This window comes from Allostreptomyces psammosilenae, from assembly GCF_013407765.1.
Classification (GTDB): Bacteria; Actinomycetota; Actinomycetes; order Streptomycetales; family Streptomycetaceae; genus Allostreptomyces; species Allostreptomyces psammosilenae.
In genome coordinates this window covers 4,879,770-4,893,987 of sequence record NZ_JACBZD010000001.1, presented here as the reverse complement: position 1 = coordinate 4,893,987, position 14,218 = coordinate 4,879,770, and the positions used below count along the sequence as shown (strand labels likewise).

Genomic DNA, 14,218 nt, shown 5'->3' with positions numbered 1-14,218 from the left:
ACTGCACCCATGACCACCAACACGCGGCGTGCCGCGACCCGGCAGAAGCTCTACGACGCGGCGGTGACACTGATCGCCGAACAGGGATACTCCGCCACCACCGTGGACGAGATCGCGGACCGGGCGGGGGTGGCCAAGGGCACCGTCTACTACAACTTCGCCAGCAAGGCCGAGCTGTTCGAGGAACTGCTCAAACACGGCGTGGACCTGCTGACCGAGCGACTACGGTCCGCCGCCGAGGGGCGGCGGGACGTGGAGGCGCTGGACGCGATGATCCGCGCGGGGCTGGAGTTCATCGCCCGCTACCCGGCGTTCGCCCAGCTCTTCGTGGCCGAGGTGTGGCGCACCAACAGGGCGTGGCAGCAGACGTTGGCCCTGGTGCGCGGGCAGGCGGTGAGCGTGGTCGTGGGCGTGCTGGAGCAGTCGGTGCGGGACGGGGCGTTCAGCGAGGAGCTGGACGTCGCCCTGACCGCGTCGGCGATCTTCGGCATGGTGCTGGTGGCGGCGCTGGACTGGCTGGCCTTCCAGCCGGAGCGCAGCCTGGACGACGTGCACGCCGCGCTCTCCCTGCTGGTGCGCGGGCGGGTGGCGGCGGGGAGCTGACGCCGGCGGTGACGCCCTGCCGGCCGCGGCCCGGCGCCGGTACCACGGCACCTGCCCGGCACCGGCACCCCGCTGGTGACGCCCCGGCACCGGCACCCCGCTGGTGACGGTAGCGCGGGGCCGGCTCGGGTGACGTCCGGGCCGGCCCCGCACCCCCCTCTCCCCCCCGTCTGTGCCCCCCACGTGGCCGGTGCCCCCCGACACCGGCCACGCTGGTTGCGCCCGCCACGGCCGCCCCCCGGCCATGGATGGACCGGCGCCGTAGTGCCGCCCCGTGTCGGCACTCCGTTGCCACGACACCCGCGTCGCCGCGGGCATCGCCAACCGTTCCCCCCACCGGGCCCCGCCGCCGCCTCTCGGCCCCCGGCGGGTTCCGGTGGCACCACTGTGCCGGCACGGGAGCGCCGTCGACATCCGCTGCGCTACTCATCCGCCCTACTCATCAGGCGTGCTGAGTAGGGCTACTCAGACGGTGCGCGGTACCCGGGTACTCGGGACACCGAGAACGGTCCGGGGGGTCCGGGGGGGGGCGGCGGTCCGGGAGCCGGTCCGGCGGCGCGTGGCCCCGGCGCGGTGACCCTCCGTCCCGTCCCGGCCACCGAGCGACGTGGGCATGACCACGGGGCGGTGGAAACCCCCGGGCCCTCACGAGCGTCCTTCCCTGCGACGCCGTCCGCCACTCACCGCACCGCTCTCCGAAGGGACCGCTCCCGCATGGACCTCGTACCGCTCGTCTTCACCAGTGGCTGGGCCAGCGGGATCAACGCCTACGCCGTGGTGCTGCTCCTCGGCCTGATGGGCCGGGTCGGCTGGGCGGACGCCACGCCGGACGCCCTGCAACGCACGGACGTGCTGATCGTCGCCACCGTCCTGTTCCTGATCGAGCTGGTGGCCGACAAGATCCCCTATGTGGACAGCGTCTGGGACGCGCTGCACACCGTCATACGCCCCGTCGCCGGCGCCACCGTCGCCGCGCTGATCGCCGGTCAGGACGGGTCGCTGGGCGAGATCGCGGCGGGCACCGTCGGCGGCGTCACCGCGCTGGTCTCCCACCTGATCAAGGCCAGCGCCCGAATGGCCGTCAACAGCAGCCCGGAGCCGGCGAGCAACATGGTGGTCTCCGCCGCCGAGGACGTCACCGTGGCCGGGGTGATCGTGCTGGCCATCGTCTACCCGACGGCCGCGGCGGTGGTGGCCGCCGTCCTGCTGGTGGCCGGCGGGCTGGTGCTGTTCTTCCTGGCGAGCCGGATCCGGCGGTTCTGGGGAATCCTCCGGGAGCGCCGGGCGCAGCGCGCCCTCGCCCGCACCGCGGCCCCGGCTCCGACTCCCGGCGGCGCGGGACCTTCCGGCCGGTAGCCGGGCCCGCCGCACATCCAACACCCATATAGGCTTTTTTTCGGACATTCGACGGACGCTCGGGGTGTCCTCCCCCTCCCCCGCCACCCATCCGGGGATAGTGGCAGGGTGCCCGCAGTGACCGAATTGGCCGGAATCGTCAGGCGGCGACGGCGCGAACCCATCGTCGTGCAGACCCTCCGCTCCACCGTCGGAGCCGTCTTCGCGTACATCGTCGCGGTGTGGCTCACCGACCACGGTCCGCCGCTGCTCGCCCCGCTGACCGCGCTGCTCGTCGTCCAGGTCACCCTGTACGCCACCCTCACCACCGGCATCCGCCGGGTGATCAGCGTCGTCGCGGGCGTGCTGATCGCCGTCGCCTTCAGCGAGATCGTCGGTCTGAGCTGGTGGAGCCTCGGCCTGCTGATCCTCGCCAGCCTGGTCATCGGCCACATACTGCGGGTCGACGAGTTCGTCCCCGAGGTGGCGATCAGCGCCATGCTGGTGCTCGGCGTCACGCACGTCGGCGAGGTCGCCTGGGGCCGGGTGGCCGAGACCCTGATCGGCGCCGTGGTCGGCGTGCTGCTGAACGCGCTGTTCGCTCCCCCGGTGTTCGTCGAACCGGCCGGCGAGGCCATCGAGGAACTGGCCGAGCGGATGCGCGAGCTGCTGCTGCGGATCGGCGGGGAGCTGAATCGGGGCGCCACCCTCCAGCAGACCGGATCCTGGTTGCTGGAGGCCCGCCGGCTCGACCACGAGATCGCCCGGGTCGACGGCGCCCTGTCCACCGCCGAGGAGAGCCTGCGGTTCAACCCCCGGGTGCGGCAGGGCCTGCTGACCCGCCTGGTGCTGCGCAGTGGCCTGGACACGCTGGAGATCTGCGCCGTCGTCCTGCGCACACTGTGCCGGTCGCTGACCGACCTGTCCCAGGAGCGCGACGACCGCTCGGTGTACTCCGGGGAGGTGGCCACCGCCCTGGCCCAGCTCCTGCGGCACCTGGCGGAGGCCGTGGACAGCTTCGGGCGGCTGATCACCGCCCAGGTCACCGCCAGCGCCGAGCAGGCCGAGGAACAACTCGCCCAGGCGCTCGCCGACGGACGCCAGGACCGGGCGCGGATCTCGGAGCTGCTGCGCGTGGAGACCGAGCGCGAGGCCGAACGCTGGGAACTGCACGGCGCGCTGCTGGCGAACGTGGACCGGCTGCTGAACGAGCTCGACGTCGAACGGCGCTCCCAGTGGCTGGCCGAGGAACTCGACAGGCACGCCCAGATGCCGCCCCGCAACCCGCTCTACCAGATGCAACGCAGGGTCCGGGCCTTCCGGCGGGGCACCCGCAACCGGCTCCAACGGCTGCTGAAGTAGCCGGGGGCGCGGGCCCGCCGCCCGCCGCCCGCCCGTGGCGGTCTGGCTCGGCGGCCCGGGCTCCCGGGGCCTTGGCCGTCCGGCCTCGGTCGGGCTCCGGGGCCGGGCCGGCCGCCGAACCGGGCCCGGTGGGTGGATAGAGTCGCGCCATGGCTCGGATCGTCGTCATAGGTGCCGGAATGAGCGGTTTGGCCACCGCGGCGCGGTGCGCCACGGTGGGTCACTCCGTGCGGGTGGTCGAGCGCGCCACCGTGCACGGGGGCGCGGTGGGCCGGCTGGAGCGTGCCGGCTTCGCCTTCGACACCGGCCCGGTCGTCCTCCAGCTGCCCGCCGTCTACCGGGACCTCTTCCTCAAGACCGGACGCGCGCCGCTGGAGGACGCCGTGGCCATGCGTCCGCTGGACCCGGTGGTGCGCCACCGCTTCGGCGGAGGGGGCGGCGGGGAGGCGCTGGTGCCGAACGCCTCCCGGGCCGGCTTCCTCGCGGCCGTTCGGGACCTGGCCGGGGACCGGGCCGCCGAGCGGTGGCACGACCTGCTGGAGGACGCCGGACGGATCTGGGCGGCGACCCGGCGCCCGCTGCTGGAGGACCCGCTCGGGGACCCGGCCGAGCTGGAGTCGCTGCTGCGCCAGCCGTCCCGGCTGGCCGCCCTCCGGCTGCTGACGCCCTGGCGTTCGCTGCGCGCCCAGGCCCGGCGCCGGCTCGGCGGCGACCCGCGGATGCGGGCCCTGCTGGAGGGCTACGCCACGGGCGCCGGCCTGGACCCCCGCCGCGCCCCCGCCACGCTGACCGTCCTGCCCTACATGGAGCAGGCCTTCGGCACCTGGTACCTGGCCGGGGGGATGCGCACCCTGGCCGACGCGCTGCTGGACCGCTGCCGGGAGCGACGGGTTGACGTCCGTTTCGGCACCGCCGTGACCGAGGTGCTGGTGGAGGGCGGCAAGGTGACCGGCGTGCGGCTCGCCGACGGCGGCACCCTGCCGGCCGACGTGGTGGTGTGCGCCGCCGACACCTCGCCGGGCGGCGCCGCGGCCGGGCTGCTCCCCGGCGGCGACGGGGCGTCCAGCCGGGCGTCGACCGGGCCGTCAGCCGGACGGGATTCGACGACCGGCGGCGCGCTGGCCGCCACCGGGGCGTTCCTCGACGTGTACCTGGCACTGGGCCCGAACGGCGGCTCCGCCGCGGCCGGCACCGGCGGGCTCGAAGGCACCGGCGGGCTCGAACAGGAGATCTGGTACGCGGACGATCCGGAGGCGGAACCGGAACGCGTCTTCGGCCCCGACGCGGCGCCCCCCGACGATCCCACCATCCGCCTGCTGCGCTCCACCGACCCGGCCGCCGTGCCCGGTCCGGGCCACGAGGCGGTCACCCTCCGGGTGCTCGTCCCGCGCCACGCGGCCGACGGCGCCGGCGGCGGAACCGTGGACTGGACGACACCGGGACTGGCCGACGGCTACGCCGACCGGCTCCTCACGGTGCTGGCGGAGCGCGGACTGGACCTGCGCCCCCGCCTGCTGTGGCGGGCGGTCCGCACGCCGGCCGACGTCGCCGAGGCCACCGGAGCCCCCGGCGGCGCCGTGCACCCGCCGTCGCTGCTGGGCGGGCGGAGCTTCTCGCTGGGATCGGCGGTGCGGGAGCCGGCCGACTACGCCGACCCGTTCGTCCGGCCGGGCAACCGCGGCGGGCCCGGCGGCCTGTTCCTGGTCGGTGCCTCACGGCATCCCGGCGGCGGACTGCCGCACGTCGGCATGTCCGCCGCCGTCACCGCCGAACTCATCGGCACGCCCTGACAGCGGGGTTCGCTGCCGGCACGGCTCGGACCGCGGTGCCGGCGGCCCCGTCAGCGACCGCGGCGCCGCCGCCCACTGGGGGCGCGGCGGCGACCGCCACCACGGGCGGCCGGCACGGCCGGGCGACCGGCGCCGCCCGCCGGAGGCTGCCGGCGCCCGGGCCCGATCAGCGACCAACCGCTGTGCCGGCCGCTGTTCACCGCACGGGTGACCAGCAGTTGCCCCGCCCCGAAGACCAGCACGCCGACCACGATGCCCTCGGCGGAGCCGCCGTTCACCCCGGCGACGACGCCGAGGAAGCCGACGAGGGTGAGCACTCTCCACAGCAGTGGTGAACGGTGCTGCGCCAGGACCTCCCACAGCAGCCACAACGCAACCGCCGCGAACGCCACGTTCAGCACGAGCATGATCGGCACGCCGGCCCCTCCGCATCTCGCCGCCCCTCAGGGCGGCCGACGCCCCGGGCGCCTCGAACCTACCGTCGAACGCGCCGTCAGCGTGCGGGTGGCCCGCGGCGGCGCCCCGCGGCGTGTCGGTGAGCGCCCCGGCCCGGCGAGAGCCCTCGCGGGTTATCCACAGGCCGGAAGTGGAGGGCTGCGCTACGCTGTCGCTCCATGAGATCCTGAAAACAGGGGGTCCCCCCTCGAGCATTCCTCGGCAAAAGGCCACGGAAAGAATTGAGCCTTTTCAGCGTTGGAGCTCCAGGGTGAGGACTGCCTTGGCTGCTGACGACAGCCAGTTCGGGCTGCAGCGGGAACGGCGGAAGATCCTCCATCGCTTGAGCGTGCCACGCCGCGTTCGCCCGGGTGGCGGAGCCGGGCGTGGGCCTGGTTCAGGGATCTCTGTCCGACGCTGAGTTCCTCGCGGGGTGGGCGTCTGGTCGGGACGGCGAATGTGCCGCCTGCGCCGGTGTAGGCCATGTCGGCCAGAGCGGGAACACGGAGCCGGACGCAGGTCTTCACAATGCGGTGGGTGCGGGCGGCGGTGAGGTCGTGGGTTCGGCCGGGCGGGGCGCGGGAGATCCACACGAGCCTGCCTGTCGGGCTGGTGATGACCTGGTGGTCCACGCCGTGACGGTGGTGCTTGCCCGAGTAGTCGGCGCGCCCGTCGCCGACGCGGTCGCACTCGGCGAGGGTGCCATCGACCAGGACATACTCCGCGTCGGCCTCGCGCAGGGCCCGGGTCAGGCTTTGCGGGCGAGGAGGTCGGTATCCTGCCGCCCTGTGACCACGGTCGGCAGGTCCTGCCCGAATGAGTAGTTACGCCGCTCGGCGGCCCCGTACAGATGGGTCTTGCGGTAGTTCGCCGCCACCAGCCCGTCAGGCGCCATCACACTGATCGAGTCGTAGAAGTCGACGCCGTCGCGTTCGGGATACGGCAGAACCACGGCCAGGCCGTTCTCCTTGCCCGCCAGCCGGGCACGTTCGATCGAGGGGGCCCTCGCGGCGCTCCAGGTTGTACTCCACCGCCTGCCGGCTGCCGACCGCGCAGAGCGGAAGACGACGCGGACGGGCTCGGTCGCCAACAGAGGATCCCTTTCGTGGAGGACGGCCCGGCCGGCCATCGCTGCAGCAAGAACGATCCACCCCCGCCACCGGACACCGAGATCTCCTCCGGCCTGGAGGGGAGACCGGCCGAGACGGCCATGCGGCTTCGGCAGGCGGACCCTGGCTCCTGTCGCAGTCGGTGACTTCGGTGCCATCCGGGCGATGGCCGTGCCGGCGAGCGGAGACGTCGGCGCTGTGTCGCTCGGGCCCGGGTTCAGGTGATCTGGTTGGCGATGACGTCGAATCCTTCCAGGGCGCCGACAGACTGGTCTGTCTGGACGGTGCCGTCCGAGGACACCTCGAAGAGGTGCACCGGTTCCTGGAGGGTGAGCAGCTGGTTGACCATGGGGAAGGTCTGGACGTTGTCGGCCTTCAACGTGGCGTACTTGCCCGGGGCGGTGGAGAGCCTGAGAAGGGTCTCCCCAGTTTCCTTGTCGGTGACCTTCAGGATCAGGGTGGTATGGAGGCGCAGTTCCCGGGAGGAGTTCAGAGTGCTGAGCGGTGTGTCCGCCATGTCGGCCGAGGCGAGGGAGATGAGCGTTCCGGAGCCGGGGGTGGACGGGCTGGTGTCCGCCTCCATGCGCAGCTCCTTGAACTTCATCGTGGTGCGGTCGGTGTCGGCTGTCTGGACACCGAGGGTGAAGCCACCCTTGAAGTCGAGTGTGAGACGGCCGAGGATGTTCAGCTTCAACGGAACATTGGCGGCGTACGCGCTGTGCGGGAGTTCCACCCCTGCCGGCGGCAGCGGCGCCCTGGTCACCGTCTTTCCGGACGACGAGGCGGCAATGACCGCGTGAGGGGTGCTGGCGGGTGTGGGGGCGGCCGCGAGGGCTACCACGGAGGCCGCCAGCAGGGCAAGAACGGCAGTTTTCCCGATCATGGTCTGTCCAACGACAAGGCCGCCGGTCAGACACCACGGTTTCCCAGCACACCCACCGCCGGCTCAGCGAAGACCCCGGCCCCCGCCCCGAAGACCAGGGCAGCCGCCTTCCGACACTCTGCCCCGAGGGCGTGTTGCCCCACCCGAAGTGGTGAACACCCCAGGACCCGTGCAGAGCGTTTACATGTCATGAATCGCACACGTCGCACCGCAGCCGCTCTGCTGCTCGCTCTCGCCGGTCTCGCATGCTCGCCCACCACACAGGCTGCCGCAGCTCCTCCGGCCTGCACAGAAGAGGGCTTCTTTCCCGATTCCGAGGATCAGTCCAAGTTCTACCGCTGCGTGGACATGAACGGCGACGGCAAGGAACTCACCCGCTTCGACTTCCAGTGCGGACCGGGCACGCTGTTCCACCCCGAACTAGTCGCATGCGTCCACCCGTGGCAGATGCCCTCCACAGGCACATCCGAGAACTCCTAAGGTCAAAAACCGCGGTGACCGGGAAGGTCGGCCCCCTCCTTCAAGGCAGGCTGTGCAGTAGCGCCGGTCCTTATCCCACTTGATGAGGCAGCCGTGCGGCAGGACGTGCGACGCTGTTCCGCAGTGCCATGATCAATTGAGGGCTTCCACTCCGTATTGCGCCCATGGGATCCTGAAATTAGGGGGTCCCCCTCAGGACTTCCATGGCGCGGAGGCTCGGAAAAATCCGGCACACCCATTCAACTGACATGACCACGAACAGCATGCACACGACAGGAGTTATCCACAGGGCGCAGACAAGGGCTTCCCGTCCGCAATCAAGCCATGGGATCCTGAAATAGGGGGTCCCCCCAGAGCGTGTGGGGAAATATCCGGAATTACCTGGCATGCTCCCGACGCCACCGGTGGAGCATGCTCGCGACGCCCCGGCGGGGTTCTGCGGAGGGATTCAGCAATGGCTCACTGGGTCAACTCAGTGTGCGGAGCGGACGCGTCCTTCTGCGGCGCCCCAGCGAGTGCCAGCGCGCCCCAGCGAGTGCCAACGCAAGTACCAGCGCGCCCCAGCGAGTGCCAACGCAAGTGCCAGCGGCCCCGGCGAGTGCCAACGCGAGTGCCAGCGGGTGAGGCCAGCGGACCCCGGCGGCGGGCTGGAGCGCGCACGGTGGTGCCGTGCGCGTAGGCGGGCACTGCCTACGCGCACGACACGCCTAGCTGCCCGGGATCGTCCGGCGCAGGCCGAGGTTCTGGTGGATCTCCAGGGTCGCCGTGGAGTTGTTCATGGTGATGAAGTGCAGCCCGGGCACGCCCTCCGCGAGCAGCCGCTCACACATCCGGGAGGCGAAGTCGATGCCGATGGCCCGCACCTGCGCGCGGTCGTCGGCCACGGCCTGCAGCCGCCGCTCCAGTTCCGGGGGGAAGTAGGCGTTGCTGAGCTGGGCGAAGCGCTCGATCTGGCGGATGTTGGTGACCGGGATGATCTCCGGGATGATCGGCACGTCGCAGCCCGCGGCGGCAACCCGGTCGCGCAGCCGCAGGTAGTGGTCGACGTCGAAGAACATCTGCGTGATCGCGTAGTCCGCCCCCGCGCGCACCTTGGCCACGAAGTGCCGGGTGTCCTCGTCGATGTCCGTCGAGCGCGGGTGCGCCTCGGGGAAGGCGGCGACGCCGACGCAGAAGTCGCCCCACCCCTTGATCAGGCTCACCAGCTCGTGGGCGTAGGTGACGCCGTCGGGGTGGGGGATCCACTCGCCGCGCGGGTCACCGGGCGGGTCCCCACGCACGGCCAGCACGTTGCGGATCCCGGCGTCGGCGTACTGGCCGACGATGTTGCGCAGCTCGGCGATGGAGTGGTTGACCGCGGTCAGGTGCGCCACCGGGGTCAGGGTGGTCTCCGAGGCGATGCGTTCGGTGACCCGCACGGTGCGGCCGCGCGTGGAGCCGCCGGCACCGTAGGTGACCGAGACGAAGTCGGGGCCGGCCATCTCCACCCGGCGGATCGCCTCCCAGAGCCTGCGCTCCGCCGCGTCGTCCCGCGGCGGGAAGAACTCGAAGGAGGACGTGGTCCCCGCCGCGAGCTGCTCGCGGATGGTGGCCGCGCGGCCGGTTCGCGTCGTGGAGATGCCCAGTGACATGCCCGAAAGGGTAGCCAGACGGGTCCGCGCGCTGACAAGTGCGTCCCAGCATGCGACCAGTCGGCCGCCTGCTTCGGGCCAGGTCCGCGGCGTGGGAAGCCGCCATGTGGGACGTCTCGGGGAGGCGGCGGAGCGCCCTCGGGGCCCCGGCGCGCGCCGTGGGTCAGGTGGGTCGCCCGTGGGTCACGCCCATGGGTCCCGTCCGTGGGATCCGCGAGGGATCCGCGAGGGATCCGCCGGAGATCCATGGGGCGGCAAGGGCTGTCCGTGGGCTGTCAGAGGGCTGCAGGGCGTGCACGGCCGGCTCGGCGGTGTGCCGCGGCGCGGACCGGAACGCCACCGTCCGCCCCTCCGTGATCCCACACAACTGTCCGCACACCGTCGTCGGCGGGCCATCCGTCCGTGCTTGGCCGCGACACGACCGCCGCCGTACGTTCGATTCCACCCGCCCGGGCGCCCCCGTATAGGCTCGGATGGCCCCCGGAACGTCCCCCGGTACGTTCGCCGACGCGTCCGTCTGCCGCCCCGCCCCCGCCCGGTGCGCCGGTACGCACCTCGGCCCCGTGCCGAACAGTTCCCCCTCCCGCGCCCCGAACGGGCAGGAGGGACCGCCTGCCCGCCGCCGGAGACCCCGTGACCGTGACCGCCGCAGCTCTCTCCTCCCGTCATCCCCTCGACGAGGAACACCTGCGCGACCGCGTCGGTTCGGCGCTCGCCGCCTTCCTCGCCCACCAGGACTCCGTGCTCGCCGACATAGCGGAGAGCCTGCTGCCGGTGGCCGAGGCCGTGCGGGAGTTCCTGTTGGACGGTGGCAAGCGCCTGCGGCCGGGGTTCTGCTACTGGGGGTGGCGCGGGGCGGGCGGCGCGGACTGCGACGAGGCGGTGGCGGCCGCGGCCTGCCTGGAGCTGCTGCAGGCGAGCGCGCTGATCCACGACGACCTCATGGACAGCAGCGACACCCGCCGCGGCCGGCCCTCGGTGCACCGGCACTTCGAGGGCCTGCACCGGGCCGGGGGGTGGCACGGCTCGGCCGAGGGGTTCGGCGAGGCCGCGGCGGTCCTGCTGGGCGACCTGTGCCTGGTGTGGACGGACGAGCTGTACTTCAGCAGCGGGCTGCCGGCCGAGTCGCTGCTGCGGGCCCGGCCGCACCTGGACCTCATGCGCACCGAGCTGATGGCCGGGCAGTACCTGGACGTGCTGGAGCAGGCGGTGGGCGGCGGCTCGGTGGAGCGGGCCGGCCGGGTGCTGCGCTACAAGTCGGCCAAGTACACCGTGGAGCGTCCGCTCCAGGTCGGCGCGGTGCTCGCGGGGGCGGGCAAGGACCTGCTGGAGGCGTACAGCGCCTTCGGGCTGCCGCTGGGCGAGGCGTTCCAGCTCCGCGACGACGTCCTCGGCGTGTTCGGCGACCCCTCGCAGACGGGCAAGCCGGCCGGCGACGACCTGCGGGAGGGCAAGCGCACCCTGCTGGTCGCGCTGGCCGAGCAGGAGGGGACGGCTCGGGACGCCCGGCTGGTCACCGAGCTGCTCGGCGATCCGGCGCTGGACGCCGCCGGCGTGGCGACGCTCCAGGAGGTGATCCGGCGCAGCGGGGCGCTGGAGGAGGTGGAGCGGACGATCCAGCGGCTCACCGACCAGGCGCTGGACGCCCTCGACGAGGCCGATGTGCTGCCCCGGGCCCGCGAGGTGCTGCGCCGGCTGGCCGAGGTGGCCACGCGGCGCAGCAGCTGAGCGGGGGCGGGGGGCGGCCGTAGCGGTCGCCGCGTCCGGCCGCCCGTTCTGGGGGGGGCACACGGCCCCCGGCGTCACGCCCGTTCGGTGTCGGGGCCCTCGGCGTCACGGCGTTCGCGCAGGCGGCGGGCCAGGTCGGCGGCGGCCGCCCCGGGGTCGGTGGCCTCGGTGATGGCACGGACCACGACGACCCGGCGGGCGCCCGCGTCGAGCACCTGGTCCAGGTTGCCGGCGTCGATGCCGCCGATGGCGAACCACGGCCGCCGCGGTCGGCGGGCCGCCGCGTACCGGACCAGCGACAGGCCGGGGGCGTGGCGTCCGGGCTTGGTGGGGGTGGGCCACACCGGTCCGGTGCAGAAGTAGTCGACGCCGGGCTGGGTCATGGCCGCGTCGACCTCCGCCTCGGCGTGCGTGGAGCGGCCGATCAGCGGGGTGTCGCCGATGATGGCGCGGGCCGCGGGCACCGGCAGGTCGCCCTGCCCCAGGTGCAGCACGTCCGAGCGGGCGGCGTGGGCCACGTCGGCGCGGTCGTTGACGGCGAGCAGCCGGCCGTGCCGGGCGCAGGCGTCCGCGAAGACCTGGAGGAGTTCGAGTTCCTCCGCCGCCTCGATGCCCTTGTCGCGCAGCTGCACGATGTCCACGCCGGCGGCCAGCACGGCGTCGAGGAACTCGGGCAGGTCACCGCGGGCGCGGCGGCCGTCGGTGCACAGGTAGAGCAGCGCGCCGTCCAGCCGGGCACGGAGATCGGCGGCGGGCGACGCGGCGGGGGTGGCGGCGATGGTCATGGCAGGACTGTATGTCGTGCCGGCCCCGCCCCCGGAGGGCGGCCCGGGACGGGGCCGCCCTCCGGGACGGAGGGTGGTCGGGCGGGCGGCCCGGTGAGGGGCCGCCTCGGGTCCGGGCCGTCGGTCAGAAGACCGCCAGGGCCTGGGCCCGGCGCTTGATCTCCGTGCCGCGGTTCTCCCGCAGCGCCTGCACGGGGGTGCCGGGCAGCGAGTCGTCAGGGGTGAACAGCCATTCCAGGGCCTCCTCTTCGGTGAGGCCGGCGTCGGCCAGCAGGGTCAGGGTGCCGCTGAGGCCCTTGACGATGCGGCCGTCGAGGAAGAAGTCGGCCGGCACCTGGAGGGCCCGGTTCTCGCCGCGCCGGACGGCGATGAGCCTGCCCTCCTTGATGTGCTGGCGGACCTTGGTCACCTCCACGCCGAACATTTCGGCGATGTCGGGCAGGTACAGCCACTCGCGGACGAGGGAGTCGATCGTAGGGTTGATCTCGGTCACGTTCCCAAGACTGCCACCTGTCCCGGACAGTGCTCCACACCGCCTGGCCTGGGCGTGCGGGTGGCGGCCCGGCCGCTCGCCGATGCGATGGCGGCGCCGCGGCCGGCTGGGGCGGCGCCGCCTCGGCCGGCCGGGGCGCTCAGGGGCGCCGGGTCGCGTTCTTCAGCGGGACGGTCGCGTCGAGCAGGGCCCGCTCGTCCATCCGGGCGCCGCGCTCGATCAGCCGCCTGCCCTGCACCAGGTCGCGGGGACGGTCGACGGCGAGCAGCGCCACGAGTCGGTCCTCGCGCAGCCAGCACACGGTCCAGGCGTCCTCGCGCACGCTGCCGCGCCACAGCACGCGGTCGGCGCCCGGGTGGTGGCCGGCGTACTGGAGGTAGCGCCCGAACTGCTCCGACCAGAAGTACGGGACCGGGTCGTACGGCTCGACGCTCTCGCCCATCAGGTCCGCGGCGACGGTGGCCGGGCCCTGCAGGGCGTTGTCCCAGTGGTGCACCAGCAGCCGTCGCCGGTAGCGGGCGGAGGGGAACGAGGCGCAGTCGCCGACCGCCCACACCCCGGGCACGGAGGCGCGCAGCCGGTCGTCGGCGGCGACGGCGCCCCCCTCGGCGAGTTCCACGCCGGAGCCGGCCAGCCAGCCGGTCCGGGCCCGCGCCCCGATGCCGATCACGACGGCGTCGGCCGGCAGGCGTTCCCCGTCGGCCAGCAGCACGGCGCCGGGCTCCACGGAGCCGACGGGCGTGCCGGTGCGCAGGTCCACCCCGGCGCCGGCGTACCAGTCGCGGGTGACCTCGCCGATCTCGCTGGGCAGGGCGCCGGCCAGCGGGTGGTCGGCGGCTTCCAGGACGGTCACCGAGCAGCCGAGTTCGGCGGCGACGGTGGCGGTCTCGGCGCCGATCCAGCCGGCGCCGACGACGACCACCCGGGCGCCGGGGCGCAGCGCGGCGCGGAGGGTGAGGGCGTCGTCGAGGGTGCGCAGCAGGTGGAGTCCGGGGGTGTCGACGGGGGTGCCGGGCAGCGGGACGGCGCTGGCGCCGGTTGCCAGCACGAGGCGTTCGTAGCGCAGGGTGCGGGGTGAGGGGTGGGACGGCGCGGTGCCCCCGGCCGGTTGCGGCCCAGGACCCCCGGCCGGTTGCGGCCCAGGGCCCCCGGCCGGTTGCGGCCCAGGGCCCCCGGCCGGTTGCGGCGCGGGGCCGGCGGGTTCCAGGGTCAGGGTGCCGCCGGGGGTGGCGGTGTCCGGGTCGGGGCGGAGTTCGACGGCGCGGTGACCGAGCAGCAGGTCCACCCCGAGGGTGGCGAAGTCCACGTCGAGGGTGGTGGCGTCGGTCGCGCCGAGCAGCACCTCCTTGGACAGCGGCGGCCGGTCGTAGGGCGGGTGGATCTCCTCGCCGACCAGCGTCACGCGGCCGGTGAAGCCGCGTTCGCGCAGGGCCACGGCGGTCTGTACGCCCGCCACGCCCGCGCCGACGATGACCGTGTCCGGATGCTTGTCGCTCACCCGGTCACTGTAGGCCGCTTCCGGCGCGGGGGTGGTCGTGCGACGCCGCGGGCGGCGTGCGGGGCCGTGGACCGCGCGGCGGGCGG

At 73.6% G+C, this 14,218-nt stretch carries 13 protein-coding genes and 1 pseudogene; 6 read left to right on the top strand and 8 right to left on the bottom strand.

Annotated elements, in window-relative coordinates; translation table 11 throughout:
• Positions 1-9 precede the first annotated feature (9 nt).
• The 4 genes from FHU37_RS20275 (at position 10) to FHU37_RS20260 (ending at position 5,090) form a co-directional block, all read left to right on the top strand.
• Positions 10-603: a TetR/AcrR family transcriptional regulator gene (locus tag FHU37_RS20275; protein ID WP_179815555.1), complete on the top strand. Its 594-nt coding sequence runs from the start codon at positions 10-12 to the stop codon at positions 601-603.
• A gap of 714 nt (positions 604-1,317) precedes the next feature.
• On the top strand, positions 1,318-1,959 hold the full coding sequence (locus FHU37_RS20270) for a DUF4126 domain-containing protein (RefSeq protein ID WP_179815554.1): 642 nt from the start codon (positions 1,318-1,320) through the stop codon (positions 1,957-1,959).
• 117 nt (positions 1,960-2,076) lie between these two features.
• On the top strand, positions 2,077-3,300 hold the full coding sequence (locus FHU37_RS20265; protein WP_312892684.1) for an FUSC family protein: 1,224 nt from the start codon (positions 2,077-2,079) through the stop codon (positions 3,298-3,300).
• Positions 3,301-3,449: 149 nt separating this feature from the next.
• Positions 3,450-5,090, top strand: a complete 1,641-nt coding sequence (locus FHU37_RS20260) for a phytoene desaturase family protein (protein ID WP_179815552.1) — start codon at positions 3,450-3,452, stop codon at positions 5,088-5,090.
• 50 nt (positions 5,091-5,140) lie between these two features.
• Here FHU37_RS20260 and FHU37_RS20255 read toward each other — a convergent pair whose 3' ends face one another.
• From FHU37_RS20255 to FHU37_RS20240, 4 genes and pseudogenes are all read right to left on the bottom strand, one after another.
• A complete protein-coding gene (locus FHU37_RS20255) occupies positions 5,141-5,506 on the bottom strand; it encodes a hypothetical protein (RefSeq protein WP_179815551.1) in 366 nt (121 codons plus the stop codon).
• Positions 5,507-5,777: 271 nt separating this feature from the next.
• A pseudogene (locus tag FHU37_RS20250) lies at positions 5,778-6,289 on the bottom strand (transposase family protein); the annotation flags it as partial.
• Positions 6,274-6,654, bottom strand: a complete 381-nt coding sequence (locus tag FHU37_RS20245; RefSeq protein ID WP_376773976.1) for a nitrilase-related carbon-nitrogen hydrolase — start codon at positions 6,652-6,654, stop codon at positions 6,274-6,276. The pseudogene FHU37_RS20250 and the gene FHU37_RS20245, both read right to left, overlap by 16 nt.
• 197 nt (positions 6,655-6,851) lie before the next feature.
• On the bottom strand, positions 6,852-7,328 hold the full coding sequence (locus tag FHU37_RS20240; RefSeq protein ID WP_179815549.1) for a hypothetical protein: 477 nt from the start codon (positions 7,326-7,328) through the stop codon (positions 6,852-6,854).
• 378 nt (positions 7,329-7,706) lie between these two features.
• On the opposite strand from FHU37_RS20240, the gene FHU37_RS29560 reads away from it, so the two are divergent.
• Positions 7,707-7,997, top strand: coding sequence for a chitin binding peritrophin-A domain-containing protein (locus FHU37_RS29560; RefSeq protein ID WP_179815548.1), 291 nt, complete (start codon positions 7,707-7,709; stop codon positions 7,995-7,997).
• Positions 7,998-8,704: 707 nt separating this feature from the next.
• Here the strand turns inward: FHU37_RS29560 and metF are convergent.
• A complete protein-coding gene (metF, locus tag FHU37_RS20230; RefSeq protein WP_179815547.1) occupies positions 8,705-9,628 on the bottom strand; it encodes a methylenetetrahydrofolate reductase [NAD(P)H] in 924 nt (307 codons plus the stop codon).
• A gap of 639 nt (positions 9,629-10,267) precedes the next feature.
• Between metF and FHU37_RS20225 the strand changes: the two genes are divergently transcribed.
• Complete coding sequence (locus tag FHU37_RS20225; protein WP_179815546.1) at positions 10,268-11,356, top strand: polyprenyl synthetase family protein; 1,089 nt, start codon at positions 10,268-10,270, stop codon at positions 11,354-11,356.
• A gap of 74 nt (positions 11,357-11,430) precedes the next feature.
• Here FHU37_RS20225 and thiE read toward each other — a convergent pair whose 3' ends face one another.
• The 3 genes from thiE to FHU37_RS20210 form a co-directional block, all read right to left on the bottom strand.
• On the bottom strand, positions 11,431-12,141 hold the full coding sequence (gene thiE / locus FHU37_RS20220) for a thiamine phosphate synthase (protein WP_179815545.1): 711 nt from the start codon (positions 12,139-12,141) through the stop codon (positions 11,431-11,433).
• 124 nt (positions 12,142-12,265) lie between these two features.
• On the bottom strand, positions 12,266-12,634 hold the full coding sequence (locus FHU37_RS20215) for an Rv2175c family DNA-binding protein (RefSeq protein WP_179815544.1): 369 nt from the start codon (positions 12,632-12,634) through the stop codon (positions 12,266-12,268).
• 139 nt (positions 12,635-12,773) lie between these two features.
• Positions 12,774-14,132: an NAD(P)/FAD-dependent oxidoreductase gene (locus tag FHU37_RS20210; RefSeq protein ID WP_179815543.1), complete on the bottom strand. Its 1,359-nt coding sequence runs from the start codon at positions 14,130-14,132 to the stop codon at positions 12,774-12,776.
• Positions 14,133-14,218 lie beyond the last annotated feature (86 nt).

Excerpts from the sequence above, each read along its gene's own strand:
- FHU37_RS20275 (WP_179815555.1), top strand. The coding sequence starts at position 10 with ATGACCACCAACACGCGGCGTGCCGCGACCCGGCAGAAGCTCTACGAC.
- FHU37_RS29560 (WP_179815548.1), top strand. The coding sequence starts at position 7,707 with ATGAATCGCACACGTCGCACCGCAGCCGCTCTGCTGCTCGCTCTCGCC.
- FHU37_RS20245 (WP_376773976.1), bottom strand. The coding sequence starts at position 6,654 with ATGGCCGGCCGGGCCGTCCTCCACGAAAGGGATCCTCTGTTGGCGACC.
- FHU37_RS20270 (WP_179815554.1), top strand. The coding sequence starts at position 1,318 with ATGGACCTCGTACCGCTCGTCTTCACCAGTGGCTGGGCCAGCGGGATC.
- metF (WP_179815547.1), bottom strand. The coding sequence starts at position 9,628 with ATGTCACTGGGCATCTCCACGACGCGAACCGGCCGCGCGGCCACCATC.
- thiE (WP_179815545.1), bottom strand. The coding sequence starts at position 12,141 with ATGACCATCGCCGCCACCCCCGCCGCGTCGCCCGCCGCCGATCTCCGT.
- FHU37_RS20260 (WP_179815552.1), top strand. The coding sequence starts at position 3,450 with ATGGCTCGGATCGTCGTCATAGGTGCCGGAATGAGCGGTTTGGCCACC.